Raw genomic sequence first — 24,334 nt, forward strand, 5'->3', positions numbered from 1 at the left:
AACGGGTCAGGACTCGTCTTCGTCTTCCACCTCATCCGGATGTTCGCGCTTGTAGCGCTCCCATTCTTCCCAATCGTGAGGCGTCCCGGCATGGGGGCGCTTCAGGTGTTTGGCGTGATCCATCGCATTTTCACGAAGACTGTGATCACGCTCTTCCTCGTCTTTGTCGAAGCCGTATTTCTTCAGAAATTCCTGGGGGCTGATGGTCATGGTGCACCTCCCTTATTCGATCCCCCTTAGATATACGTGGTGCCAACGCCCCCGGTTTTAAAGTTCTGCCAGGGTTTGCAGCGCCAGTTCCTGGCCCACATCCCTAAGGGAAACCTGTCGCTCCCGCTTCTCAAAACCCCGGTCTGTAGCAATCCACCGACGATCGGCGTCGGTAGCTGGGGGCACGCCATTAGAGCTGACCATGGCCTGGATAGCGCCGTTGGTGACGTTGAGAACGCGAATCGTGAATTCATTGCCGGCAACCTGGCTGAGCTCCATCAGATAGTCCGCATGTTGGCTGAGCGCCCGCATTTCCAGTCGTGCCTGGTCTGGGGACAGACGTGAGAAATCGCCGTTCTCCAGGGCATTGTCGCTAATGCGCATGATGGCATCGCGGTCGACAATGGTGGCGCCGGCTCGGGTCAGCTGGGAGACCAATCCGGCCTGCAGATCAAAGGCCGGTGCCATCGGGGCAGAACGCCGTGCCCCCCGGGTTTCCACCTGGGCTGCACCACGGGCTTTGCCGTCCAGGCTCACGTTGCCGTCCGGAATGCTGCCATGCAGACTGCCTTGCTCTGAGACCACCACCCGCCGCTGGCTGGCCCAGTCGCTGACCTGATCGTTAAAGGCCCGGTTCCAGAAAACAGCGATCCTCGGATTGGAATTGCCCAGACCTGCCCGGAAGCGCTCAATAATCGCCTCGGCCGATTCGGTGCGTTGGGAGGCGTTGGCCTCGGCCCGCAGATCCTGCTCGGTCAGGGGTTTCTGATGCGGCGCCTTCATGGGCGCAGCCGGGTGATCGTTAGCCGCCAGCGCCACCATAGGCATCGCCCCAAGCAACAAGCCCGCAACCAGTGAGCGGTTCATCAGTTGATCTCCCGGACTTCAATGCGATATTTCAGTGGCTGGGTCGTGGTGGACAAGGTTTTGTAGGCACTGACGCTGTTGGCCGGAATGGTCGAGCGTTGCCACGTTGGGCGGGCATCTACCGGTACGCCATAGTCGTCAAAAAACTGGGTGCGAACCTCGATCTGGTAGTCGAAATCGGTGTGGTTACGCAGCACCGCGAATACCTCGGTGGTCCCTGTTTCGGTAGGGCGTTGGCCGTGGTTTTCAACCGACAAACGGTAAACGCGCCCGGCGTCCCGAATGCCGTCGTCCCAGGTGCGGCTGAGGTTGTAATCGGTGAACACCACGGTGTTGTATTCCAGCGGTGCCGTGCGTTCCGCGATATCGGTCGAATCCGCAGGTAAGGTATTGCAGCCTGCAACGATCAAGCCGGCGGCGGCTACAGCAATCAAGTTTCGAAACATGGTCTCTCTCCTTTTGGCGGCCGGGTTATGGCCGTTGGGACGTCGCAAGGGCCAGTCCTCGCCCCCGTCCGTCGAATCTGAATTCGGTGGTATCGGTCATGCCTGGAATGGCGTTGCCATTGGCATCCAGGAAGCGCACGGTCACTTGCTGGCCGGGCTCGGCCGACACCGGGATGATGTGCAGGGTGTCGGGCAGCGACTGCCAGTAACGGATATCGGCCCGCACGTTGGCGGCAGCCGACATACCCTGTGCGGCTACGCTGACCAGGCTGATGGCGGCAAAGCCTGCGCCCAGTACGCCCCCGGCGGAGGCACTGGCGCCGGCCAACAGGCTGTTCTGGCTGATATCGCTCAGGTTGGTGCCGATATCGCGGGTGGTTTCCTTGTACTGCACCTGGCCTTCCACAATACGGTCAATGGCGCGGCCGCCCCGGGTGGATGCCTGGAAGTAAATGTCTTCCATTGGGTACACCGTTTCCCACTGATCGCCGTGCTGCCACTGTGCGCCTACATCACTGAAGTTTCGACCGCGGCGGTACACCAATTGATAGTGGCCGACGCCATCACCCAGCTTGCGGGGCGAGGTGCCGGTTTCGACAATCAGCAGTGCATTGTGCTCGCCATTGGGGACAGGCGCATCCGGGCGGAAGGCCTGCAGTTCGGTGAAGTGCTGTTGCGCCAGCTGCTGGCTGTCCATCTGCAGGGCCGCCCAGCCGGCCAGGTAAATCAGCGCTGCAAAGTCAGAGCTGAACTGCTCTTCCTCGGCAAAGGCATCCTGCAGCAGGCCACCGATGAAACTGGCCCGGGCATTGCCGTAATCCCCCTGTTCCAGGAAAATCAGCCCCAGGTACAGATACACCATGGCCCGTTCGTAGGGTTCGCCCTTGAAGTCTTTTTCCGCCTCTTCGTACCAGATACTGCGGGCTTTACGGGCAGATTCATCGTCGGCGTACACGCTCTCGATGATCACGCGGGCACGGTCCAGGCTGCGCCGGGCTTCGTCCAGGTCACCTGCCCGGTACGCCTTCAGGCCGATCTCCATCAGGTTCAGGACCTCGTTGCGGCGCCCCTCCTCATACAGGTTCTGGTAATCCTGCCGAATGACGGTCGGCTTGCTGGCGACAACGGCCGCCTGCTCGCTGGTCAGGCCGGCGCGGTCGAAGGTCTTCGGCCCGGTGGCGCAGCCGGCCAGTCCGACCGACAGCACCGCCGTGGCCAGAACGGCCGGTTTGAACTCAGCGATAAACCACATCGTCTCGGCCCGCCTTGCGCATTTCGTACAGGCCACTCCAGACAATGGTGCCCAGCTCCATATCCACCATCTCGAAACTGATCTGGCTATAGCGAGACTGGGTGCCGTCGCTGCGATCGGAGGCATCCAGGGAGGTGATGCGGCCCGCCAGGCGATAATCCGCACCGGCCTGGGCTACGGTGGAGCGAATGGTGCCACCATCCACCGCACCATCACGTTTCAGGTCACGTTCCTGCTGCACCATGCCGGCGTATTCCCGGCCAACGAAAATCATCCGGCCATTGGAGGCCCGGTTCAGCTCAATGCGCAGCCGATCGGTAAGCATATTGGTGTTGACCACCGAGGAGCTCTCGTTACGCATGTATGCGTTGTCGATGATGATCCGGGGCGGAATGTCGCGCCCGGCGAGCATGCGGTTGGCCAGCATGTCCCGCATCATCTGATCGGTAATGGCCACGATGTCCTGGCTCTCGATGCCGACACCGCCCACTCGCCCGGTGGTCGAGGCATCTTCGTAAACCGTGGCCTTACCACGGGTGTTATCAATCTGGCCCGCGCAGCCAACCAGCAACAGAGAGGCTGCTGCCATGCCGGTGAACAGTGCCTTGGTGGTTCCCTTCATCATAAAACGTCTCCGGTTAATTGGTGGAAGCCAGTACGGAACTGAACTCCGGGTAAATCTGCGTGGCGGCGCGCATCGCATCTGTAAAGTTTGCGGTGGTGCCGTATTTCTGTTTCAGGTAGCGGGCCATATTGGGGAGGGAATCGAAGCTCCGGTCTGAGGCCGACTTGATGGCTTCCCAGCCGCCGGAGGCGGAGATGGCGCTCTCCCGCCCAACTTCCTTACCCACTTCGGCACCGACGGCTCCGCCAACCAATCCGCCCAGCCCGAAAGGAACAAAGTCCAGCGCCTTGTTGGCGGCGTAGGCCCCGGCTACGGCGCCAACAGCAGAGCCGGCAGTTGCGCCCATGTTTGCATTGTTAGCCAGATTGACCCATTCGGCCAGCACTCCGTCACTCGTGTAGGGACTCATAAATCGTCCGTTGTTGTCGTTGCGCACCAGACGTTCCAGTAGCTGTTCTTCGGTAAGCATGCGGCCCTGGGAATCCTGCAATGGGCCGGTTTTTGCTGCGGCGACGAGTTCGGAGGATCGTTCTGCGTTGGTCATGTAAGCCACAATACTGTCTGGAACACCGTTTTCGATCAGTATTTGATGATGTTCTTCGGTCATATTGGCGTAATAGGGCCACTGTGCTCTTTGCTGTGACTGCGCTTCCAGCAGGTTCGAGACCAGTGCTGGGTTGGTGTGGCTGAACCATTCACGGTATCGGGCTTCGGTTTGACGGGCGGTGCGATTCCATTCGGCCAGCTCTTCCGGGTAACTGCTGACCACTTTGCGTAACATCTCAGATTCGTCCTCACCGTTGTCCAAAGCGGCTTTAATCTGCCAGCCTTTCAGACCATCCGGGCCGATCAGCCAGGCCTGCCACTCCAGGGGAAGCAGATTGACGTACCCTGACAGGTTTGCGTATTGCTGGTGATACTCCATGGGGTTGTTTGCCGGAGCCAGGGCAGCAATTCGAGCGGTTGCGCGGGGGTGGAATAACGGAGCGCTACCAGACTTCACGAAGTTAGCCAGGGCCTCTGGATCGTTCTGGGGTACTCGCTCGTACAACGGCTGCTGACGAGCAATGGCATCGGCTATATTGCGTGCATGTATGACACCAATGGTGTTCTGCGTGTCTTCCAGATCAAGGCCGCCCATGTCATACAGTGACCCCATAAACAGCATGGGGGTTGGGAAGTACAAACTCATATATTCCTTGACCGCATAGTTCGCCGAACTATTGGCCAGTGTCTCGCCTTCCCAGGCGACGGTCAGCGTATCGGTGTAGTCATAGGATCCAACGGCGGGGATCAATGTGAGCGTCAAAATGCTCGCAACGAAATTCAGCCCCGACATGTCGTTGTACTGGGTTGCCTGGGATTGCACCACCTCTACGGTTGGCAGATCGTCCGATGCCGGTGTGAGCCAAGGGGTAAGAATCGGCGATTCGGTCTGGAAAGGCGCGGGCTGCTGGTAAGCGCGGGCGTCCCTATCAAGCGAGCTTTGGTCAATCTGATACACCATGCAGCCAGGTAACGCGAACGTTGCCAGTACCAACGTTGCTGTAGTTAGCCGCCCCCGGTCGAGGAATTTCTTCATTGTTTAGGTCCCTGACTGTAATGGCGCGCCTCTTTCGGTGACGCGCCTGATCTATTGACTGTCGCCGGATGTGACGTAGTCGATATTTGTGGTTACAAATACTTCATGATGCGAACTATTGGAGTAGAGCTTTTCAGGCCAACAGGGAGATGGCAGGCAAAACGGAGGGCTATGGTGGATTATTGCTTTGAATTAATGACGAAAATCAAGAACGGGTGTCTTTGTAAAATATCGTAAATTTTTGAATCGAGCGCTGATTTTCCCTGCTGTTCAGCGCTTTTCCAGAAAAAATGCCGTGCGTCTGGATAATCTGCAACGCACGGTACGGTCTCTGATTGGATGGAATCAGTCGCCTGTGGTTTCCTGGGCGCCAGCGATTTCTTCGGCCTTGATCAGCTTGAAATTGATCTGCCGGCGCTCGTCGTCCACGCCAGCGAAGCTGACGGTAACCCGCTGCTCCAGCTGGAAGATACGGCCATTCTTGTTGTGCACCAGGCGCAGGGTGACCGGATCAAAGCCGTACTTGCCCTCCAGGTCTTTGCAGCTGACAAAGCCTTCCAGCCCGTTGCTGTCCAGGCGCACGAAGAAACCGGAGGGCATGGTGCGGCTGATGGTGCCTTCCATGGGGTCTTCCGGCAGGGTCTTGGCGTAGTCGGCCTTGAGCCAGGTTTCCAGAGTGTTGGCGGCCTGGCGGGCGCGGAACTGGGTGGCTTGCAGGGCTTCCAGTTGCTGGCTGTTCAGGGGTTTGATCGGGGTGTTCCAGAGCGCCGCTTTGATCAACCGGTGCACGTAAAAGTCCGAGAATTTGCGCAGCGGTGAGGTGAAGGTGGTGTAGGCGTCCAGCCCCATGCCCTGATGGGGCGCGGCATCAAAGCCCAGCTCCGCCCGGGCCAGCTGGCGGGACAGTATGGCTTTCACCGGCACTTCGGCTTGCAGCTGGTCACTGTGTTTCATCAGTGCCTTGAAGCCTTCAGCCGTGTTGGCGTCGTGCCCGGCCAGGTGCGGCGCATGGCTTTCCAGCAATTTTCGGATGTTGTCAGCGCGGTCGTCCCGCAGGCCCGGGTGCTGGATAAACAGGCCTTTGCCCTGCCGGGTCAGGAAGTCTGCGGCACAGCGGTTTGCGGCCACCATGCATTCCTCCACCAGCCGGTGTGCTTCGTTCTGTACCGAGGGCTCAATCACCCGGATACGCTTGTTCTCGTCCAGGCGCAGCCGGAATTCCGGACGGTCCTGGCTCAGCAGCGCGTGTTCGGCACGCCATTTACGCAGAGCGGTGGCGGCCTGGTGCAGCTGATCCAGGCTGTTGGCGACCTCGTCTGGTAAAGCCTTGATCTCGTCGTCTTCCCGGCCTTCAATCAGATGGGAAACCAGCTCGTAGCTCAGCTTGCCCTTGGAGCGGATCATGGCCTGATGGAAACTGTAATCGCCCAGGCTGCCGTCGTTATTCACCTGCAGGTCACACACCAGAGCCAGCCTGGGCACATCCGGCATGAGCGAGCACAACCGTGTGCTGATGCTGTCAGGCAGCATGGGCAGCGGCTCGCCCGGGAAATAGATAGCGGTGGCCCGGTTGAAGGCTTCTTCCTCAGCCGGGCTGCCCGGTTCGATCATCGCCGTCGGGTCGGCAATGGCAATGGACAGCGTCCAGCCAGTGGCGTTGGGCGTGGCCATCAGGGCATCGTCCATGTCCTGGGTGCCCGGGCTGTCGATGGTCACATAGGGTTGCTCGGTACGGTCTTCCCGGCCGTCGGTATGGGTCGCGACGGATTCTTCGCTCAGGGCATCGGCTTGTTTCTGAACCTCGTCCGGCCAGGCATCGGCGAGGTCGAAATTGGCCAGGGTGAACGCCCGTTCGATGCCCGGTTGGCCTGCCTTGCCAATGACTCGCAGGACTTTTGCCTGGCCTTTTCCATCCTTGAACGGGTGGCGATGGATCTGGCAGTAGATAAAGTCGTCAGGCTGGGCGCCCATGCGCTCTTTCGGTGGAATGAAGATCCAGCGGTTGATGCCCGGGGTTTCCGGTGCCACAAAATGACCCTTGCCCTTGATCAGGTAGCGACCCACGAAGGTGGTCAGGTGCGATTCCAGCAGCTCGTCTACCACGCCCTGGGTTTTGCCTTTTTCCACTTCCTGCTCGGTGACGTTCACCCGATCCCCGGGTAGCACCTTCTGCATTTCTTCCGGTGGCAGGAACACATCCCGCCCCTCATCCAGGGCCACAAAGCCGAAGCGCCCGTTGGTAGGTTTGACCGTGCCCGGGAAGACCACCTTGTTCTGCTTGATATCGGTTTTCAGCTGGCGCAACTGATTGAGAGCGTCGGCATTGAGCATGGAGAAAAGACCTGGCTGTAAAATGGATGATGCAGCGGAGTATAACGGTTATGCAGGTGGGAGTCAGATCTGTCAGGCCGGGTGTGTCTCCTCGCCGGGAGCAGCGTGGATGCAAACCCGGTTACGCCCTCCCCGCTTGGCCAGGTACAGGGCCTGATCGGCGTTACGTAGCAGGGTATCCATGTCATCGCCTGGCTGGCTGAAATAGCCGCCCACGCTGATGGTGACCGATGTACCCGTGCGCTGGCTTTCCTGCTCCACGCTGGCTCGCACCCGGTTGGCAATCTGTTCCAGGGTGTCTTTGTCGCAGGGGGACAGCAGCACCACAAATTCGTCGCCACCCCAGCGGCCCGGGTGGTCATAGGGACGAACCGTAGCTTTCAGCCAGAGCGCTACCCGGCACAGAATGTCGTCACCGGCCTGATGGCCACGGGTGTCGTTGATGGTTTTGAAGTGGTCGATGTCCAACCAGATCAGCCCGAATCCCTTGCCTTCACGTTCGGCCCGCTGGATTTCCTGTTCGATGACTTCATCCAGGCCACGGCGGTTCTTCAGGCCGGTGAGGGCATCCACCCGGGCCAGCCGGTGCAGTTCTTCCGTCCGTTTCGCGACCTTGTGCTCCAACTCGGCGGTGGTATCCCGCATCGTGCTGGTCATTTTTTCAAAGTGGTCCACCAACCGGCCGATTTCGTTATCTGGTTTGGGCAGGTAGGGCAGGTCAAACCGACCCTCCCGCAACCGCATCACCGCAGCCTCCAGGCTCAATACCGGTTTGAGAATGCGTGATTGAATGATCAGATGAAAAGCGATCAGCGAGACCAGCAGCGACATAAGGAAGACGGCCACTAGCGGCCACAGGTAGCTGGTTGGCACCAGGGCGTTCAGGTCGAGCAAGGTGATTTCGAACCAGCCTATGGCCGGCAGGAAGGCCACTCCTGCCAGGTGCTTGCGGCCATCAATGGTGACAAACCCGCTTTCCACTGCGCCGTCCTCGCCGTTGCGCTGTTTGAGCATCTGCAACATGCCCAGGATCTGCTGTTTGTCCTGGCGATCCTCAAACAGCAGGTCCACCGTGTTCTTCTGACCTTCGGGTTTGATAATGCTGGCGAAGTCAATGTAATTGCGATCGCGGTACAGTTGAATGGCGCCGTTGTAGTCCACGAACAGTGTGGTTATGCCTTCCTGGCCTATGTCGACAATATCTTGCAGGAAGGTGTCGAGATTGAGACCGGTGCCGACCATGCCGAGAATCTCGTTGCGCTCATCACGCATCAGCACATCAATCCACAACTTGGTGACGCCCAGTTCCTGGTCCGGGTTTACGTTCAGGTGGAAGTCCCGGCCCTCCTCAATCAGCTGGAAAAACCAGGCATCATCCGGCTTTTCCGGATCCAGTACGTAACGGAACTGGTCATTGGCATACTGATTGTCGGAATTGTTGTAGTAATAGTGGCCATTCTCCCGCAGGGCAACAAAGTAACTGTTGTCCCGAAAGTTATTGCGGAAGCTCTCCATCTGGCGGATGGCGGCGGAGGTCAGCTCGGGATTGTCCGGGCTGGCGGCCCATTGCAGCAGGGTAGAGGATTGCGCCATTTGCCGGGCCAGGCCGATTTCCCGTTCCAGGGACTGCAACAGTCGGGCGCTGTCGTAGCGCACCTGAATTTCAGTAACCTGCTTGCCCCAGCGTTCGATGATGTCTTCTGACAGCTCCCGGTAGGCCAGCCAGGAGGCAGACGCCGCGAGAATGATCAGTATTGATGCGAGGCCGAGAAGGCGGGTTTTAAGGCTCAAGCTAAGTCCCTGCGAGTATGTGTTTTGTTTCCAACACTGAGGTTCATAATAGAACAGCCCGGAACGACAGTGTAGAAAAAACAGACAGACCCGCAAACTTCATGAGCGCGCAGCCCTGGCCGGCTGCACGCGGAAATCCTGACCTGAGTGCAAAACGGTCAGTTGTGCTCGGCAAACACCCGGGTCTGACCTTCCTTGTTAAACAGGATGACCTTGTAGTGGTCCTTGCGATCACCCATCTCCATGCCGGGCGAGCCTATGGGCATACCCGGAACACTGATGCCGGTGGCTTTCGGGGCCTCGCTCAACAGGCGTTTGATATCATCCGCCGGCACATGGCCTTCCACCACATAGTCACCCACAAAGGCGGTGTGGCAGCTGCCCAGGCCTGGAATCAGGCCGGCGTCGGCCTTGATCTTGCCCATGTCATCGGTGTCGGTGGCGGTGACGTCGAACCCGTTTTCTTCCAGGTGGTCGATCCAGTCGCCACAGCAACCGCAGGTGGGCGATTTATACACGTGAATGCTTTGGGCGGCTCCGCCGGCGACGGCCGTGGTGCTGAACCCCAGGGCGGCCACCAGGCCAAGGGCTAAGGTGTGTTTTTTCATGGCGGTTACCTCGGTAATGCGTGTGTGAACAGGATTATTGGTTCTGCCCGGATTTGTTGCCGGATAACCAGAACCACCAAACCACGGCGGCCATCAGGGCCAGCCCTGCTGCGTTGACCAGAATCGTCTCCATCAGTTCCGCTCCTCTTGCCTTGCCGGGGTGTGGCTGCTTTTGAACAGGCGCAGCCGGTTGGCATTGGATACCACCGTCACCGACGACAACGACATGGCGGCACCCGCCAGAATCGGACTCATCAGGATGCCCCACACAGGGTAGAGCAGGCCGGCGGCCACGGGAATACCCATTGTGTTGTATACAAACGCTCCGAACAGGTTCTGTTTGATGTTGGTGACGGTTGCCCGGGAAATCTCGATGGCATCCGGCACCCCGTGCAGGGACCCGCGCATCAGGGTTATGGCTGCGCTTTCAATGGCGACATCGGTGCCGGTGCCAATGGCAAAACCGACATCCGCGGCTGCCAGGGCCGGGGCGTCGTTGATGCCATCGCCCACCATGGCCACGGTGTAGCCTTTACCGCGCATTTCGCTGACCACTTCGGCCTTGTTTTCGGGCAGTACCTCGGCCCGGTAGTCATCAATGCCGGCTTTCAAGGCGATGGCCCTGGCGGTGGCATCAACGTCCCCTGTGACCATCATCACCTTGATACCCGCGTCATGCAGGCGGCGGATGGCGGCTTCGGAATCCGGCTTGATGGCATCGGCTACACCGATAACGCCCTGTACCTGATCACCCAGCGCCAGAAATAACGGCGTGCCGGCCTCCTCGGTAATGGTGTTGGCGGCCGAATCCAGGTTTGTTACGTTGATGCCTTCGGCCTCCAGCCAGCGCCGGTTGCCGAGGCGCACCCTCTGGCCATCGAACTGACCTTGCACGCCCTTACCGTTGAGTGCTTCAAAGTCTGTCACTGTCTCAGGCTCTACGCCATCTTCACGGGCCCGGTTCAGCACCGCTTCTGCCAGTGGGTGTTCGGAATGGCGCTCCAGCCCGGCTGCCAGCGCCAACAGCGTGGCATTGCTATCAACGGCAGTTATCCGTGTGACGGCCGGGTGGCCCTCGGTGATGGTGCCGGTCTTGTCCAGAATCACCAGATCGATTTTGCCTGCGGTCTGCAAAGCATCCCCCTGACGAATCAGCGCGCCATACTCGGCGGCCTTGCCTACGCCCACCATCACCGACATCGGCGTGGCCAGGCCCAAAGCACAGGGGCAGGCAATGATCAGAACCGTGGTGGCTGCAATCATCATGTGAACCACCGCCGGCTCCGGCCCCACGTTGTACCACACCAGTGCCGCGGCAATGGCAACGAGCATGACTGTGGGCACAAATACCGAGGAAATCCTGTCGGCCAGCCGGCCAATGGCCGGTTTCGAGCCCTGGGCTTTCTTCACAAGCTTGATGATCTGTGCCAGCGCCGTCTCGCTGCCGACCCGGGTAGCTTCGTAAATGATCGAACCATGGGTGTTCAGGGTACCGGCTGACACCTCATCATCCTTCGCCTTGCTCACCGGCATGGGTTCGCCAGTCAGCATGCTTTCGTCGATGCGGGTGCTGCCTTCGATAATGACACCATCCACCGGCAGTTTTTCACCGGGTCGAACACGGATGTGGTCGCCTTTGCGAACCTGCTCAACGGGAAGGTCCTGCTCCTCGCCGTTGCGAATCACCCGGGCGGTCTTGGCCCGCAGGTCGAGCAACCGCCGCACCGCCTCAGAGGTTTTGCCCTTGGCCCGCAGCTCCAATGCCTGGCCCAGGTTGATCAGGCCGATGATCATGGCGGAAGCTTCAAAATACACATGCCGCGCCATCTCCGGCAGCAGCTCCGGCATGCTCGACACCACCATGGAATACAGCCAGGCGGTACCGGTACCCAGGGCAATCAAGGTGTCCATGTTGGCGTTATGGTGTTTGAAGGCCTTCCAGGCCCCGGTGAAGAAATGCCCACCGGTAGCGATCATCACACCCAGGGTCAGAACGCCGAAATTGATCCAGGTAAGCTGATTGGCCTCCGTCACCATCATGGTGTCGAAACCCATACCCCAGACCATCAACACCAAGCCGAGGCCCAGACTGATGGCCATCTTCACCAGCAGCACTTTGTACTGCTTTTTATCCTCCGCTTGCCGGCGATCATCAGCCGCGTCGGCATCCTCAATTACGCTGGCACCATAGCCGGCACTTTCCACCGCTTTAATCAGCGCATCCGGTTCCGCCTTGCCGCTGGCCGTGGCTGTGTTATCCGCCAGATTCATATGAGCATGGGTCACCCCCGGCACCGACAGCAACGCCTTCTCGATACTGGCAACACAGGACGCACAAGTAGCCCCGGAAACCGACAGCACAACCTGGTCATCGTCTGCTGCTTCGTATGCTTGTGCGTGTTCTTTGGCCGACTTGGCTGGTGCACCGGTATTGTCGGATTGGCTATTGCAGGACGAAGCCTTCCTCGAAGCACAACACGATGCCGGCTCTGACGTCGCCACAGGCTCCGCCGGATACCCTGCCTCGGTCACCACCCGCGTCGCCTCGGCCAGATCCACCCCGTCAGGCAAAGCCACCGTTTGTGCCTCGATATCCACCCCAACCAGCTCGGTACTGCCGGTCAACGGCTCCAGAGCATTGCGAATCTTCTTCGCACAGCCCTGACACGAGGCTCCGGAAATCGACAACGCCGGTTTAAGCTCAGGTGCATCACTCATGCTTTGGCTCCTCGCAACAAGACTCGGCCGAGGGATCGTCCCAGTGCTCAATCAACCGACAAATCGTATGCCCATCCGGCGTCCCGTCCGGCATCTCCTGCCAGGCAGCCAGCGCCGAAATCATCCTCTTGCGCAACTGCTGCAACTCCGCAATTTCCTGCTCAACCACCACCAACCGCTGCTGAAACACGTCCCGAACCATCGGGCACGGCGAATGATGATCATCCGCCCGGGCCAGAATCTGCCGAATCTCCGGCAGTGAAAACCCCAACTGCCGGGCTTTACGGGCAAACCGCAACCGGCGCAGATCTTCGGCATCGTACTGCTGGTAGTTGTTGTCCGGGTTGCGGGTGGGTTGTAACAGACCCTCCCGGGTGTAGAACCGGACGGTATCGGGGTTCACCCCGGCGGCGGTGGCGATCTCTTTGACTTTCATGACGGCGTACTCACCCATGTTCACGGATTTACAAAGAATCCACGACTAAAGTTGGCGGAGTGACGGGGCTGGGGTAGCTTCCGAAAATGCTTGTAGCCACGGATGGCGGAAAGCAAGCGTACACGGACGTACTTGCAGCGGTTTTCGGAAGCTACCCCAGCCACGGCACGTCCATCTCCAACAAACAGAGATCAGACTAAAACCTGTGACCAACTCACAGGTCAAAGGTTTTCAGGCAGGATATCAGGAAGAGGAGTTTTTAGAGCGAAGAAACACACCACAAGACTTACACTGATCAGGCGCCATCAGCTTCGCCTGCCAGCCAATCTTCACGCCACAGGCCGGGCATTGAAGCCGCAACTGCAACACCACAATCGGAGCCACCAGCAACACCAGCAAAAACCCGAGCGAACCCCAATCATCGCCGCTGGAAATGCCCAGTTGACTGCTGAACACCAACACCACAATCAGTGCGACAAACGCAAAGATAAAATAATTCTTGTTCCAACGCTCCCAGCGGCGCAGCCTGGCATCCTGCTCCGGAGTCAGATATCTGGCAGACATAAACATCACTCAAAGAAAAAGTTACAGAGAAGTTTGGGGATCAGAAACCGCCATTACAAACCCGAATTGATCGATTGACCGGTAAACAGGATGCCTTCCGCCAACGCTGTCTCCAGGTCTTCCGCTGGAATCGGCCGGCTGATCAGATAACCCTGGGCCAGATTGCAACGGTGCGCTTTCAGGAAATTCAGTTGCTCCTCGGTTTCCACGCCCTCGGCCACCACCTGAATGCCGAGGTTGTGGGCAAGATTGATCACGGCCCGAGTGATGACCGCGTCGTCATGGCGCTCGGTCACATCGGTGATAAACGACCGGTCAATTTTCAGCAGATCTACCGGGAAATCCCGCAAATAGCCGAGAGACGAATAGCCCACGCCGAAATCATCAATGGCCAGGTGAACCCCCAGCTGATGCAGACGCGACAACTGATTCAGGTTGTGTTCAATGTTCTGGATGAAGATCTCTTCCGTCAGCTCCACTTCCAGCATGCTCGGATCCACTTCTTCCGATAGCAGGGCATCCCGTACATGTTCCACCAATGATTCATCATCCAGCTCCCGGCCCGAAAGATTCACCGCGATCCTGAGTTGCTCGCAAGCCGTGCCGCGCCAATTGGCGAGCTGGCGACAGGCGGCAAGCACCACCCATCGGCCGATCTCGGTAATCCGACCGCTCTCTTCCGCCAGGGGGATGAACTCGATGGGTGCCAAAAGCCCGCGGCGGGGGTGCTGCCAGCGGATCAGGGCTTCCACACTGTTGATCTCACCGGTTTGCAGGTTCAGCTGGGGTTGATAAAACAGCACAAACTCGTCGTTGGCCAGGACCTGGCTCAGATCCTTGTCCAGCTCCAGGCGCATCACCTCACGGTCCTGCATGCCTTCGGTGTAGAACTGGTAAGTATTGCGGCCCTGCTCCTTGGCACGGTAAAGGGCAATATCGGCATTCCGGAGCAGGGTGTCGGCGTCCAGTCCGCTCTGGGGATACACGGCGACACCCATGGTGGCGGTAACGCTGTGGGCATCGCCCTGAACCTCGAATGGTTCGGCAAAGCACTGCTTGATCTGGCCAAGCAGGTGAATCACATCATCAATGTCGTCGACGTGTTGCTGGCAGATCATGAACTCGTCGCCGCCTGAGTAGGCCACCAGAATCCGCTCATTACTCAGGCTGTTCAGCCGCTCAGAGACCTTGATCAACAATTCGTCGCCAAACTGATGGCCGAGGGAATCGTTGAGCATCTGGAACCGGTCCAGGTCAATCATGACCAGCCCCACCTGGCGCATTTGCCGGTCGGCGATGTTCAGGGTGTGAGCCAGGTCTTCCATGAAGAACCGGCGATTGGCCAGGCCAGTGAGGGTATCGGTGGATTCCAGTCGCTCCAGGTCCACCTGCATGGCGATACGCTGATCAATCTCCCGCTCCAGCTCCCGGCGGGTTTTCAAAAGCGCCTGGTTACGCTTGAGGATCAACTGGACAAGCAAAGTGGTCAGGCTGGTAAGCAGGCCCATAAAGACCAGGCTTGCGAAAGTAAGCATCGGCCAGGAACTGCGTTGGCTGTCGACCCAGGATTGATTGGGGCGTAACGTCAGGGTCCAATCCAGAGTGGGGAACTGCACGGGCACAGTGAAGCTGAAGTTCCTGGCAATCTCGGTGTCTGAGTTGAGAACGTAGGCAGGCTCTCCGGAGTCCCGGATTTCAATCTGAAAGTGTTCCAGTACCCGGCTGGTCAGTAACTGCTCGGCCAGAACTTCCATCCTGAACACACCGGCCATGTAGCCGTTATTGGTGTCTCCGGCGCCCACGGGGTAATAAATCACCATGCCCTTGCCGCCCTGGCGAAGATCGATGATACCGGACAGATCATAATCACCGGTGGCTGCTGCTTTATCCAGTGCTTCGCGGCGCTGGTCGTTGAACGCCACGTTATAACCCACCACGTCCTGATTGCCAGCCAGCGGTTCCAGCCATCGGATGATGTAGTTGGAATCAATCCACTCGATGGCCTGGTAAACACCAAAATCTTCCAGGTAGTTGCGTGCGTCCACACGCCATTGCGATTCCGGGGTGTCGGGCTGGGTATACAGTCGATAGGCCATGCGCCCGATGGCCTGAACGTGCACCAGGAATTCCCGCTCCAGGTTATCCGTCAGCGCCCTGGCTTCATTACGGAGGTTGGCTTCGATCTGACGGTTATCCTGCTGGATAAGCCCTTCCCGGAGGCCTGCGGCAATGGCAAGAAAAACCAGAAAAATGACCAGTACAAACACCGGGCTCATAAGCCATCGGACAACAAGGCTGGTACCGGTTTCGGGTTTTGCCACAGTGTACTCCAGATCGTTAAAAGACAGGCTGAACAGGTTTAACGGCCAATCGCGCTTGATTATGAGCCATAGTTATCCTGTTTGGCCATGCCCCATTGGGTCTGGTACTCCGGAAGCGGGTTGGAGCAGTGATGGTTGCAGGTACACGGAGTCAGGCCTGTTCAACGATGGGCCCAATACCGAGCTTCGGGATCTCCTGTTTCGGGCAGTGGTCCATGACCACCTTCAGCCCGGCGGCTTCGGCGCGGGCGGCACCGGGCTCGTTAATCACGCCGATCTGCAGCCAGAGTACCGGAATCTTCTCTTCAATAGCCTGGTCGATCACAGCATCGGTCCGTTCCGGGGCCAGGAACAGCTCAGCCATGTCTACGGGTTCCGGGAGTGATGCCAGGTCAGCATACACTGTCTCACCGAGCACTTGCTGGCCGGCCAGGCGCGGATTTACCGGGATCACACGGTAGCCCTGGCGCTGCAGGTATTCCATCACTTCGTGGGAGGGGCGGTTGGTTTTCTCGCTGGCACCAACCAACGCAATGGTACGCACAGATTCGAGAATATCCCGGATCTGGTCAGGGGCATTGCTGGGCATCGGGGCAGACCTCGAAGAATTAACGGTGGGCCTCAAGGCAGACAGAGACCGATTCCGCATAGCGTAACGCGTGCGGCTTGTCGATTTCTACCTGTGCCCACTGCACGGCCTGATGTTCCATCACAATGTCGAGAACTTCGTGGGTCAGCCGTTCCAGTAGAGCAAAACTGTTGCCGTCCACATGCCCGATGATTTGCTTGGTGATGGTGCGGTAATTCAGGGCAGCGGAGATTTTGTTCCGGTCAATGGCGGCGGAGGCATCGTAGCGAAGGGTGACGTTGATCACCAGTCATGGTTGTCATGATGCCTCCGTTTTCGGCGTCTGGTTCAGCGATTGTTGCCAATCAGGGTAAGAAATTCGGTACGTGTGGCCTGTGATTTCCGGAACTGTCCCAGCATCATCGAGGTTTTCATCCGGGAGTTCTGTTTCTCCACGCCCCGCATCATCATGCACATGTGCTGGGCCTCGATAACCACGGCGACACCTTTGGCATTGGTAACGCTTTCCACCGCTTCCGCGATCTGGCGGGTCAGGTTCTCCTGAATCTGCAGGCGGCGAGCATACATGTCCACAATGCGAGCAAACTTGGACAGGCCCAGTACCCTGCCCTGGGGCAGATAGGCGATGTGGCATTTTCCGATGAAGGGCAGCATGTGATGTTCACACATGCTGTACAGCTCGATGTCCTGGACCACCACCATTTCATCCATGGCGGATTCAAACACAGCATTATTGACCAGGTCGGCAAGATCCTGCTGGTAACCCCGGGTCAGGAACTGCATGGCCTTGGCGGCCCGCATCGGAGTGTCCTGAAGACCTTCGCGGTCGGCATTTTCGCCGAGGCCTTCAATGATGGCGCGGTAGTGACCAGCAAGGTCGTCCAGAGGTAAGGTCATAATCGTTTCCGGTTTGTGTCTGATAAAGGGCGCAAGCTTAAGGGAATTTTCGGGCCATCTCCACGGTTTACGCCGGTTTGCCCATTATGGACCAGTTCACGGGCAGCGTTTAGTGATATGGCAGCCTGTACGGCTTTGGACTAAAGTGGAGGTTCCGCAGGTATGTCGGGACGAACAAATGGAGCAGGTAATACCCGGTTCACAAATCAGGGCAGACAGCCGCCAGGATACCTATACCCTCGAGGCCTGGCAGCAGGCCGGTAAATGGTTCAGCTACGATGGCCACGCCATCTTCAGTCGCATGGCCGGCAAAGGCTCGCCACTGGTGCTTCTGCACGGTTTTCCGACCGCCAGCTGGGACTGGAGCCGGTTATGGCCGATGCTGGCGTCCGGCCACCAACTACTGGCTGTCGATATGCTCGGCTTCGGGTTTTCTGACAAGCCCCGCAACTATGTTTACAGCATTGAGGACCAGGCGGATCTGATCCAGGGCTGGATCGAAGGTCTGGGGTTGGATTCGGTGCACTTGTTCGCCCACGACTACGGCTCTTCGGTTGCCCAGGAGCTGTTGGCCAGGGACCAGGAAGGGTCTTTGTCTTTCGACATCACCAGTGTGTGTTTGCTGAACGGTGGCCTGTTTCCCGAGGTGCACAGCCCGCTGTTTATCCAGAAAGTTCTGAAGAGTCCCCTTGGTGGACTGATCAGCCGGGGGCTTACCCGGGGTAGTTTCGAACGGAATTTCCGCCGGTTGTTTGGTGACCGGAATCCTCCTGCCCAGCAGGATCTGGAGGACTTCTGGCATCTTCTCACTTACAACAATGGCCGTGGGATCCTGCATGAACTGATCCAGTTTATGGAGGAACGCCGTTGCCATCGTTATCGCTGGGTGGGGGCCTTGCAGAATGCCCAACAGCCGATGCGCCTGATCTCCGGCGCTGCGGATCCGGTCTCGGGCGCGGCCACGGCACGGCGCTACCGGGAATTGATCCGGAACCCGGACGTCATCAGCCTCCGGAACATCGGCCACTACCCGCACTTCGAATCGCCCTGGGATGTATTCAGTGCTTACCGGGATTTCCGCGCCGGGCTTGAGTCCTGATCTTGTTCAAATCGCCGCGCTGGTATCACTGGCCGGAGTTGATGGCCCCGCGGTGTGCGCTGGTTCATTGGATGGCCGAGCCGCATTGACCACCTGATTGCGGCCCTTTGCCTTGGCGTCGTACAGCGCCTGATCTGCACGGTTCAGCCAAACCGACCAGGTCTCGCCGCGGCACACTTCCGCCACGCTGGCACTGGCGGTCAGCTTTATGTCATCCAGGAACGGCCTGGCACTGATGCTGGTCAGTAACTGATGGGCGAGGGTGTCGGCATCTTTCTGGCGGGTTTCCGGCAACACCACCATGAACTCTTCGCCGCCAATACGGAACAGCTGATCACTTTCCCGCAGTCGCTTCCGCAGCCGGATGGTCATTTCCTTAAGCACCCGGTCGCCGGCCAGGTGCCCCCAGCGGTCATTGATGGTCTTGAAATAATCCAGATCAATCAGCACCAGGCTGGACACCCTCTCATAGCGCTCCCGCAGCTGAATCTGGCTGTTCAGAATGTCGGCCAGCTGAGACCGGTTCAGGCAGCCGGTGAGCGGGTCAGTCGTGGCCAGCCGGGTCAGCTCCTGTTGGAGCCGGCCCACCAGCCAGGCGAAGATCATGGCAAACAGGCAACTCAGCCCCAGGGAGAAGGTGATCCGCCAGAAATCGGCTTCGGGAAACTGAAGGAATGACACCACGGCCATGACGCTGACAAAAATGATGTTGCAGACAATGGCTTCTTTCAGCGGTAACAGGAAAAACAGTGCGATAGCCGCTGGATAGGCCCAGTAAAGACCGGCGTGACCGTTAATGGAGGTCGAGTAGGCCGCGCAGACCACGGCCAGAATCGGAAACAGGCGCCCTTTCAGGAAATAGACACTGCGCAACCGCAGGAACAGGATTACCAGGGCTGCGTTGACACAGAACAGAATCAAAAGGGCAGACAGCAGAAAGTTACCGTGTTGCCATTGCACCATCACCAGAGGTGCCACGGCGATAAAGGCCCAGATATGCAGGTGGTACACCAGCTGACGTTTGAAACCCAATACTGCAAGGGTTGGATTGGTCGCCATGGTATCCGGCGAGGCAAAAAGGTTCACAGCCTACTCCTGCAGCTCATGGCTGGCATACTTCCCTGAAACACTGATGGCTCAAGTCTAGCACGGAGTTATTGGCTGGCCACTGCAGGTTTCGATAAACTCCCGGGACTTTGACCAGAACCGTAAGCAGGAACACGTGATGACCGCAATCCAGATCCGAACACCGGCGCTGACCATCCGGGCTGGGCGACGGGCCCTTCAGCGCCTGAGGGACAAGCCGTTAACACCGGCGGACGTCCACGTGATACCCGGCGCCGCCGGTGGCCCGAAAGCCCTGGGAATCAGCGGTCTGGACAAGGCCATCTTCGGTGACTGGTTGCCCCGGGCACCGCAAGAGCGGGTGCTGATCGGCTCGTCCATCGGCAGCTGGCGGTTCGCGGCGATTGCCTCATCCAACGATCCGAAAGGCCAACTGGCCAGGCTGGCGGAACTCTATACCAGCCAGCGTTTTGCCAAGGGGGTCAGTGCCGCCGAGGTATCTCGAAAAAGCGTTCTGTTTCTGGAAGAGTTGCTGGGCGGTCGGGAGGAGTTCATCCTCAACCACCCCTGGTACCGGCTTAATGTGGTGGTTGTGCGCAGCCTGGGCTTGCTGGAACACGACGCCAGGGGCCGCCTGGGTCTGGGCCTGATGAGTGCAATCAGCGCCAACATGGTCAGTCGTCGCCACCTTGGCCGATTCATGGAGCGGGGTATCGTGCATGATGCCCGTATCAGGACGCCGGTGTCCAAACTGGTGGATTTTCCCAGCCATGAAGTGGCGCTGTCCGCAGACAATCTGCTGCCTGCGCTACTGGCCTCCGCTTCGATTCCGCTGGTTATGTCCGGTGTTCGGAATATTCCCGGAGCCCCGGATGGCGTCTACCGGGATGGCGGGCTGCTGGACTACCACCTGGATCTGCCCTACGAGCAACCGGGCATCATCCTGTACCCGCACTTTACCGATAAGGTAGTGCCGGGTTGGTTTGACAAGACCTTGCCGTGGCGCCGGGGCGATGCCACCCGATTACAGGATGTGCTGCTGGTCTCCCCGTCCCGGGCGTATCTGGACAGCCTGCCGGACCGCAAACTGCCAGACCGGAAAGACTTCGAGAAGTACCTTGGCGACGACTCAGGCCGTGAACGATCCTGGCGCGCATCCATTGCCGAGAGTGACCGGCTGGGGGACGAGTTCCTCGAACTTGTGGAGAGCGGGCGCCTGCTGGATCAGGTTCAGCCATTGTAGCCATTGGCAATCTTGAGTGCGCTCAGTCTGAAGCCTGTGACTCCGTGGATCGGGTCCTTCAGTACCATCACCCGCACCACCGCCGGGACCGTCCGCTCGGCGCTGCGGTGCAACAGATTCACATCTACCCTGGCCAGGGTGGCCTCTTGCCGGGCTGCGGCCAGGCACTGGTCGAAGCGTGCACGGTCGGGCTCGGCGACCAGTTCGCTGAACGGCCGGTTGACAAGGTCTGACGGCGCCAGTCCCAGCACATCCGCTACCTGTGCCGATACGAATCCTATCTGCCCCTGTTCATCCAGTTCGCTGACAATGGCTCCCGACAGCGCGACCAGGTCCCGACTGCGGGATTCGCTGTCATTCAGTGCCTGGCGCAGCACGTTCTTCTCGACCTGCAAGTTGGTGATCCGTTGGTCAGCGATCCTGTTCAGCCTGGCCAACCGATGACCGTTGTCGTCTTTCCGTGCAGCCTGCCGGCATAGGGCGAGGGCGAGCAGCGTTGCCACGGCGGTAATCACCCCGCCACTGGCGCCAACGAGCCACCCCACACGCCGGGCCGGCGACGCCAGCAACCGGGTATCCGGCAAGGTGGTCACCATCCAGTGCCGGCCGTTGGTCTGCAACTCGGTTCTCAGGGCGTCATTACCGGCCGGATGGCGTGAGCTGCCCAGCTGTATCAGTGGTTTCTTGGTGTGGCGTTCCAGGGTATCGATCCTGAGACTGATGCCATCCTGAAGTCCGGTTGCCAGGGAAGCCCGGAGCTCTTGAAGCTGTTCGTCTTCCTGCGATAGCCGGGCAAGATGGATGACAACCTGGCTGACCAGGGATTGATGCAGGGCCTGATAACGCTGGTGGGCAAGCTGATGAGCCATGTCTGAGGCGAGGCGGGCCGTCAGGAGGCTCAGAATGACGCCGCAGACCAGAATGACGGCCGGACCCCAGAGCCCCGGCCAGAGGCCAGGCCGGCGCGGGCCCGGATAAGGGATGTCAGAGAGGTCGCTATCCATGCTGAAAGCCTCTGGAGCTGTTACGGAAAGTGTGTCCAGATTACTCTAGACCAGCTCCGGCACTTTCGAAAGACGGAAGCAGTTATCGGCTGGCGTTCCGGGCGGTACCGTACACCAGCAGAAAAGCCAGGAAGGCGGTCACTACCACCGACGGCCCGGCTGGAGAATCCAGGTGCCAGGACAGCGTCAGGCCGCCGGTCACGGCGATAAAGCCGAACACCACCGCCAGTGCCATCATGTGTTCTGGATTTTTGGCCAGGCGCCTGGCGGTGGCCGCAGGAATGATCAACAGGGCGGTAATCAGCAGGACCCCGACAATCTTCATCGCCACGGCAATCACCAGGGAGAACATCAGCATCAGCGCCAACCGCAAACGCTCCACAGGTATTCCCTCCACCCGGGCCAGCTCCTCGTGGATGGTGCTCATCAACAGCCCGCGCCAGAGCATCGCCAGCAGTGTCAACACGAAAGCCGCGCCGCCGTAGATCCAAAGCAGGTCCTGGCGGCTCATGGCCAGCAGGTCACCGAACAGCAGGCCAGTCAGGTCAACCCGCACATCCGGCATGAAGCTCAGGGAGACCAGGCCGATGGCCAGGGCGCTGTGGGCGAGAATGCCCAGCAAGGTGTCGGTGGCCAAAGCCCGGGTGCGCGAGAGCAACACCAGAGCGACAGCAATGGTGACGCAGGTAATGATCACGCCCAGGTTCAGTGGAACACTGATCAGGAAACTCAGGGCGATGCCGAGTAACGCGGAATGGGCAAGGGTGTCGCCAAAATACGCCATTCGCCGCCAGACCACGAAGCAGCCCAGGGGGCCAGCCACCAGTGCAACACCCAGTCCACCCAGCAGTGCCCGCCAGAAAAAATCCCCGAGCACAGAATCAATGATGCTCATGGTCACAGGCTCCCTGAACGTCTGTGCTGGTCACAATGTCACCGTGCAGGTTATGACGGTGGTTGTGATTGTGATGATAGACTGCGAGAGATTCTGCCACCTGGTGGCCAAAGGTCTCGATGAACGCGGGGTCGTGAGAAATGTCGGCCGGGTAACCGCTGCAACACACGTGCTGGTTCAGGCATATGACCTTGTCGGTGGCGGCCATGACCAGGTGCAAGTCGTGGGAAATCATGATCACACCGCAATTCAGCTCATCACGGAGTTGGCGGATCAGGTCATACAGGGCCGCCTGGCCGTTGATATCCACACCCTGGGCGGGTTCGTCCAGCACCAGAAGGTCCGGTCGCCGTGCCAGTGCCCGAGCCAGCAACAAACGCTGTTTTTCGCCGCCTGACAGGTGATGCACCGAGGCATCCAGCAGGTGCCGGACACCGGTGCGCTCCAGCGCGGCTTCGCATTCTGCGCCGGAGCGGCCGCTCAACAGCATGAACCGGCGTACGCTCAGGGGCAGCGTCGCTTCCAGGGACAGGTGCTGGGGCACATAGCCAATGACCAGGCTGTTGGCCAGCGAGACCTTGCCAGAGCTGGGCTTCTGGATACCCAGAACGGCTTTGATCAGGGTGGTCTTCCCGGCACCATTGGGACCGATAATGGTGATGATGTCGCCCCTGCGAACCGCCATCTCAACACGGTCCACCACCGGGCGGTCGTCGAACTGTACGGTCAGCTGATGCAGGCGCACCAGGGCATCAGGCATGGCCGGGTTCTCCCTGGCACCGGGGGCAACGACCGGCCACTTCCATGGTGATTTCTTCGGGCCGGAAGGCTACGTCAGCCGCCGCGGCTTCTACCGCGCGAGTGACGTCCGGTGCGTCCAGCTCAAGTACGTTTCCGCATTCCCGGCAGATCAGGAAAGTGCCCCGGTGGTGTTCACCGGCATGGGTGCAGCCGGTAAATGCGTTCAGGGAGGCAATCCGGTGCACCAGACCGTATTGCAACAGGAAATCCAGGGCCCGGTAGACGGTGGGTGGGGCGGCGTTATGGCCCTCGGTGCCCAGCATGGCGAGAATGTCGTAGGCCCCGAGGGGCTTGTGAGATTGCCAGATCAATTCCAGAACCCGTTCACGGATGGGGGTGAGGCGGGCATTCTGTTGTCGGCAAATGGCCCGGGCATCCGCCAGGGCCTGGCTGACACAGGCCTCGTGGTTGTGCGGGCGATAAGGAAGCGCGCGTTCGGGCATAGTCTGGATCCTGCAAAGTTTGCAACATTATAACATTTGCAGGCTGTACTGCTACGGCTGTGACCAGGTGGTCATCAGTGTCTGGCGGTTAGCGCCAGTGACTCCAGGTACTCGAGGTTGGGAATCCAGGCGGCTTCGCCGTCGACTTCCACCTGCATGAGGTCGGCCGGTCCGGCTTCGCCGTCCAGTTTCCGGATCTGCTCTTCCACCAGTCGGGCCTGGCTGGGAATGCCCTGGGTGACTAACGCCATGAACGGGGCCTGCTGATGGCCATCACCGATGGTGTTGAGCACAATGATTCTGCCCCGGTTGTCTCCGGGTACGGTCAGGATCCCGCCGTTGGCCGCGTCATAGGATATGACCGGCAGGGTAAGGCCACGCCAGTCCAGAAAGCCTACCAGCCATTCCGGGGTACTGGCGCCGGCGTCGGTGCTGTTAAAATCCACCACTTCCGCGATCGACACGTTGGGTAGCAATAGTTGCCGGTCACTGACCGGAATCATGACACAGGAGAGGGATTGGCTGTTCTCTTTCATGGCGTGTTACC

Annotated in this window: 24 protein-coding genes and 1 pseudogene; 2 read left to right on the forward strand and 23 right to left on the reverse strand. The window is 59.1% G+C overall.

Annotated elements, in window-relative coordinates; genetic code table 11:
- Positions 1-6 precede the first annotated feature (6 nt).
- From ASQ50_RS11495 to folE, 17 genes and pseudogenes are all read right to left on the reverse strand, one after another.
- The gene (locus tag ASQ50_RS11495) at positions 7-210 is read right to left on the reverse strand and encodes a hypothetical protein (protein ID WP_058090804.1); all 204 of its coding nucleotides are present in this window, start codon (positions 208-210) and stop codon (positions 7-9) included.
- Positions 211-267: 57 nt separating this feature from the next.
- On the reverse strand, positions 268-1,077 hold the full coding sequence (locus ASQ50_RS11500) for a hypothetical protein (RefSeq protein ID WP_058090803.1): 810 nt from the start codon (positions 1,075-1,077) through the stop codon (positions 268-270).
- On the reverse strand, positions 1,077-1,523 hold the full coding sequence (locus ASQ50_RS11505) for a YcfL family protein (RefSeq protein ID WP_058090802.1): 447 nt from the start codon (positions 1,521-1,523) through the stop codon (positions 1,077-1,079). Before ASQ50_RS11505 ends, ASQ50_RS11500 begins: the two co-directional genes overlap by 1 nt.
- 25 nt (positions 1,524-1,548) lie before the next feature.
- A complete protein-coding gene (locus tag ASQ50_RS11510; protein WP_058090801.1) occupies positions 1,549-2,775 on the reverse strand; it encodes a hypothetical protein in 1,227 nt (408 codons plus the stop codon).
- Positions 2,759-3,400 carry a CsgG/HfaB family protein gene (locus ASQ50_RS11515; RefSeq protein ID WP_058090800.1) on the reverse strand — a complete coding sequence of 214 codons (642 nt, stop codon included), beginning with the start codon at positions 3,398-3,400 and terminating at the stop codon, positions 2,759-2,761. Before ASQ50_RS11515 ends, ASQ50_RS11510 begins: the two co-directional genes overlap by 17 nt.
- Before the next feature lie 13 nt (positions 3,401-3,413).
- Positions 3,414-4,982 carry a hypothetical protein gene (locus tag ASQ50_RS11520; RefSeq protein WP_058090799.1) on the reverse strand — a complete coding sequence of 523 codons (1,569 nt, stop codon included), beginning with the start codon at positions 4,980-4,982 and terminating at the stop codon, positions 3,414-3,416.
- A complete protein-coding gene (locus tag ASQ50_RS21810; RefSeq protein ID WP_152439709.1) occupies positions 4,891-5,082 on the reverse strand; it encodes a hypothetical protein in 192 nt (63 codons plus the stop codon). The genes ASQ50_RS11520 and ASQ50_RS21810 overlap by 92 nt, the downstream gene beginning before the upstream one ends.
- A gap of 245 nt (positions 5,083-5,327) precedes the next feature.
- A complete protein-coding gene (locus ASQ50_RS11525) occupies positions 5,328-7,313 on the reverse strand; it encodes a ribonuclease R family protein (protein WP_058090798.1) in 1,986 nt (661 codons plus the stop codon).
- A 72-nt stretch (positions 7,314-7,385) separates the two neighbouring features.
- Complete coding sequence (locus ASQ50_RS11530; protein WP_058090797.1) at positions 7,386-9,104, reverse strand: diguanylate cyclase domain-containing protein; 1,719 nt, start codon at positions 9,102-9,104, stop codon at positions 7,386-7,388.
- Between the two features lie 158 nt (positions 9,105-9,262).
- Positions 9,263-9,712, reverse strand: a complete 450-nt coding sequence (locus tag ASQ50_RS11535) for a DUF411 domain-containing protein (RefSeq protein ID WP_058090796.1) — start codon at positions 9,710-9,712, stop codon at positions 9,263-9,265.
- Positions 9,713-9,844: 132 nt separating this feature from the next.
- Positions 9,845-12,430, reverse strand: a complete 2,586-nt coding sequence (locus ASQ50_RS11540; protein WP_058090795.1) for a heavy metal translocating P-type ATPase — start codon at positions 12,428-12,430, stop codon at positions 9,845-9,847.
- Complete coding sequence (locus ASQ50_RS11545) at positions 12,423-12,866, reverse strand: MerR family transcriptional regulator (RefSeq protein ID WP_058090947.1); 444 nt, start codon at positions 12,864-12,866, stop codon at positions 12,423-12,425. Before ASQ50_RS11545 ends, ASQ50_RS11540 begins: the two co-directional genes overlap by 8 nt.
- Before the next feature lie 243 nt (positions 12,867-13,109).
- A complete protein-coding gene (locus tag ASQ50_RS11550; RefSeq protein WP_058090794.1) occupies positions 13,110-13,430 on the reverse strand; it encodes a hypothetical protein in 321 nt (106 codons plus the stop codon).
- A 53-nt stretch (positions 13,431-13,483) separates the two neighbouring features.
- Positions 13,484-15,706 (reverse strand): EAL domain-containing protein, encoded by a 2,223-nt coding sequence (locus ASQ50_RS11555; RefSeq protein ID WP_058090946.1) that lies wholly within the window; start codon positions 15,704-15,706, stop codon positions 13,484-13,486.
- A 196-nt stretch (positions 15,707-15,902) separates the two neighbouring features.
- Positions 15,903-16,340, reverse strand: a complete 438-nt coding sequence (locus ASQ50_RS11560) for a CoA-binding protein (RefSeq protein WP_058090793.1) — start codon at positions 16,338-16,340, stop codon at positions 15,903-15,905.
- A 19-nt stretch (positions 16,341-16,359) separates the two neighbouring features.
- Positions 16,360-16,629 (reverse strand): annotated as a pseudogene (locus tag ASQ50_RS11565) (FolB domain-containing protein); the annotation flags it as partial.
- A gap of 38 nt (positions 16,630-16,667) precedes the next feature.
- Positions 16,668-17,237 (reverse strand): GTP cyclohydrolase I FolE, encoded by a 570-nt coding sequence (gene folE, locus ASQ50_RS11570; protein WP_058090792.1) that lies wholly within the window; start codon positions 17,235-17,237, stop codon positions 16,668-16,670.
- 178 nt (positions 17,238-17,415) lie between these two features.
- Here folE and ASQ50_RS11575 point away from each other — a divergent pair, with 178 nt between their 5' ends.
- On the forward strand, positions 17,416-18,336 hold the full coding sequence (locus ASQ50_RS11575) for an alpha/beta fold hydrolase (protein WP_082888480.1): 921 nt from the start codon (positions 17,416-17,418) through the stop codon (positions 18,334-18,336).
- A gap of 6 nt (positions 18,337-18,342) precedes the next feature.
- Here ASQ50_RS11575 and ASQ50_RS11580 read toward each other — a convergent pair whose 3' ends face one another.
- On the reverse strand, positions 18,343-19,422 hold the full coding sequence (locus tag ASQ50_RS11580; RefSeq protein WP_227513146.1) for a GGDEF domain-containing protein: 1,080 nt from the start codon (positions 19,420-19,422) through the stop codon (positions 18,343-18,345).
- A 139-nt stretch (positions 19,423-19,561) separates the two neighbouring features.
- Here ASQ50_RS11580 and ASQ50_RS11585 point away from each other — a divergent pair, with 139 nt between their 5' ends.
- On the forward strand, positions 19,562-20,644 hold the full coding sequence (locus tag ASQ50_RS11585) for a patatin-like phospholipase family protein (RefSeq protein WP_058090791.1): 1,083 nt from the start codon (positions 19,562-19,564) through the stop codon (positions 20,642-20,644).
- Here ASQ50_RS11585 and ASQ50_RS11590 read toward each other — a convergent pair.
- The 5 genes from ASQ50_RS11590 to ASQ50_RS11610 form a co-directional block, all read right to left on the reverse strand.
- Positions 20,632-21,648, reverse strand: coding sequence for a PAS domain-containing protein (locus ASQ50_RS11590; protein WP_058090790.1), 1,017 nt, complete (start codon positions 21,646-21,648; stop codon positions 20,632-20,634). The two genes, ASQ50_RS11585 and ASQ50_RS11590, sit on opposite strands and share 13 nt — an antisense overlap.
- Positions 21,649-21,730: 82 nt before the next feature.
- Positions 21,731-22,543, reverse strand: a complete 813-nt coding sequence (locus ASQ50_RS11595; RefSeq protein ID WP_058090789.1) for an iron chelate uptake ABC transporter family permease subunit — start codon at positions 22,541-22,543, stop codon at positions 21,731-21,733.
- The gene (gene znuC / locus ASQ50_RS11600; protein WP_058090788.1) at positions 22,530-23,303 is read right to left on the reverse strand and encodes a zinc ABC transporter ATP-binding protein ZnuC; all 774 of its coding nucleotides are present in this window, start codon (positions 23,301-23,303) and stop codon (positions 22,530-22,532) included. Before znuC ends, ASQ50_RS11595 begins: the two co-directional genes overlap by 14 nt.
- Positions 23,296-23,787 carry a Fur family transcriptional regulator gene (locus tag ASQ50_RS11605; RefSeq protein ID WP_058090787.1) on the reverse strand — a complete coding sequence of 164 codons (492 nt, stop codon included), beginning with the start codon at positions 23,785-23,787 and terminating at the stop codon, positions 23,296-23,298. Before ASQ50_RS11605 ends, znuC begins: the two co-directional genes overlap by 8 nt.
- Positions 23,788-23,861: 74 nt before the next feature.
- Complete coding sequence (locus ASQ50_RS11610; protein ID WP_058090786.1) at positions 23,862-24,323, reverse strand: chemotaxis protein CheW; 462 nt, start codon at positions 24,321-24,323, stop codon at positions 23,862-23,864.
- Positions 24,324-24,334 lie beyond the last annotated feature (11 nt).

Source organism: Marinobacter sp. LQ44, from assembly GCF_001447155.2.
Lineage (GTDB): Bacteria > Pseudomonadota > Gammaproteobacteria > Pseudomonadales > Oleiphilaceae > Marinobacter.

What these genes read in the sequence shown, in the direction of transcription:
- ASQ50_RS11525 (WP_058090798.1), bottom strand. Translation starts at nt 7,313, where the DNA reads ATGCTCAATGCCGACGCTCTCAATCAGTTGCGCCAGCTGAAAACCGAT.
- ASQ50_RS11550 (WP_058090794.1), bottom strand. Translation starts at nt 13,430, where the DNA reads ATGTCTGCCAGATATCTGACTCCGGAGCAGGATGCCAGGCTGCGCCGC.
- ASQ50_RS11535 (WP_058090796.1), bottom strand. Translation starts at nt 9,712, where the DNA reads ATGAAAAAACACACCTTAGCCCTTGGCCTGGTGGCCGCCCTGGGGTTC.
- ASQ50_RS11540 (WP_058090795.1), bottom strand. Translation starts at nt 12,430, where the DNA reads ATGAGTGATGCACCTGAGCTTAAACCGGCGTTGTCGATTTCCGGAGCC.
- ASQ50_RS11560 (WP_058090793.1), bottom strand. Translation starts at nt 16,340, where the DNA reads ATGCCCAGCAATGCCCCTGACCAGATCCGGGATATTCTCGAATCTGTG.
- folE (WP_058090792.1), bottom strand. Translation starts at nt 17,237, where the DNA reads ATGACCTTACCTCTGGACGACCTTGCTGGTCACTACCGCGCCATCATT.
- ASQ50_RS11515 (WP_058090800.1), bottom strand. Translation starts at nt 3,400, where the DNA reads ATGATGAAGGGAACCACCAAGGCACTGTTCACCGGCATGGCAGCAGCC.
- znuC (WP_058090788.1), bottom strand. Translation starts at nt 23,303, where the DNA reads ATGCCTGATGCCCTGGTGCGCCTGCATCAGCTGACCGTACAGTTCGAC.
- ASQ50_RS11545 (WP_058090947.1), bottom strand. Translation starts at nt 12,866, where the DNA reads ATGAAAGTCAAAGAGATCGCCACCGCCGCCGGGGTGAACCCCGATACC.
- ASQ50_RS11505 (WP_058090802.1), bottom strand. Translation starts at nt 1,523, where the DNA reads ATGTTTCGAAACTTGATTGCTGTAGCCGCCGCCGGCTTGATCGTTGCA.
- ASQ50_RS11595 (WP_058090789.1), bottom strand. Translation starts at nt 22,543, where the DNA reads ATGAGCATCATTGATTCTGTGCTCGGGGATTTTTTCTGGCGGGCACTG.
- ASQ50_RS11520 (WP_058090799.1), bottom strand. Translation starts at nt 4,982, where the DNA reads ATGAAGAAATTCCTCGACCGGGGGCGGCTAACTACAGCAACGTTGGTA.
- ASQ50_RS11500 (WP_058090803.1), bottom strand. Translation starts at nt 1,077, where the DNA reads ATGAACCGCTCACTGGTTGCGGGCTTGTTGCTTGGGGCGATGCCTATG.
- ASQ50_RS11510 (WP_058090801.1), bottom strand. Translation starts at nt 2,775, where the DNA reads ATGTGGTTTATCGCTGAGTTCAAACCGGCCGTTCTGGCCACGGCGGTG.
- ASQ50_RS11590 (WP_058090790.1), bottom strand. Translation starts at nt 21,648, where the DNA reads ATGGATAGCGACCTCTCTGACATCCCTTATCCGGGCCCGCGCCGGCCT.
- ASQ50_RS11585 (WP_058090791.1), top strand. Translation starts at nt 19,562, where the DNA reads ATGACCGCAATCCAGATCCGAACACCGGCGCTGACCATCCGGGCTGGG.
- ASQ50_RS11555 (WP_058090946.1), bottom strand. Translation starts at nt 15,706, where the DNA reads ATGAGCCCGGTGTTTGTACTGGTCATTTTTCTGGTTTTTCTTGCCATT.
- ASQ50_RS11610 (WP_058090786.1), bottom strand. Translation starts at nt 24,323, where the DNA reads ATGAAAGAGAACAGCCAATCCCTCTCCTGTGTCATGATTCCGGTCAGT.
- ASQ50_RS11575 (WP_082888480.1), top strand. Translation starts at nt 17,416, where the DNA reads ATGGAGCAGGTAATACCCGGTTCACAAATCAGGGCAGACAGCCGCCAG.
- ASQ50_RS11495 (WP_058090804.1), bottom strand. Translation starts at nt 210, where the DNA reads ATGACCATCAGCCCCCAGGAATTTCTGAAGAAATACGGCTTCGACAAA.
- ASQ50_RS11605 (WP_058090787.1), bottom strand. Translation starts at nt 23,787, where the DNA reads ATGCCCGAACGCGCGCTTCCTTATCGCCCGCACAACCACGAGGCCTGT.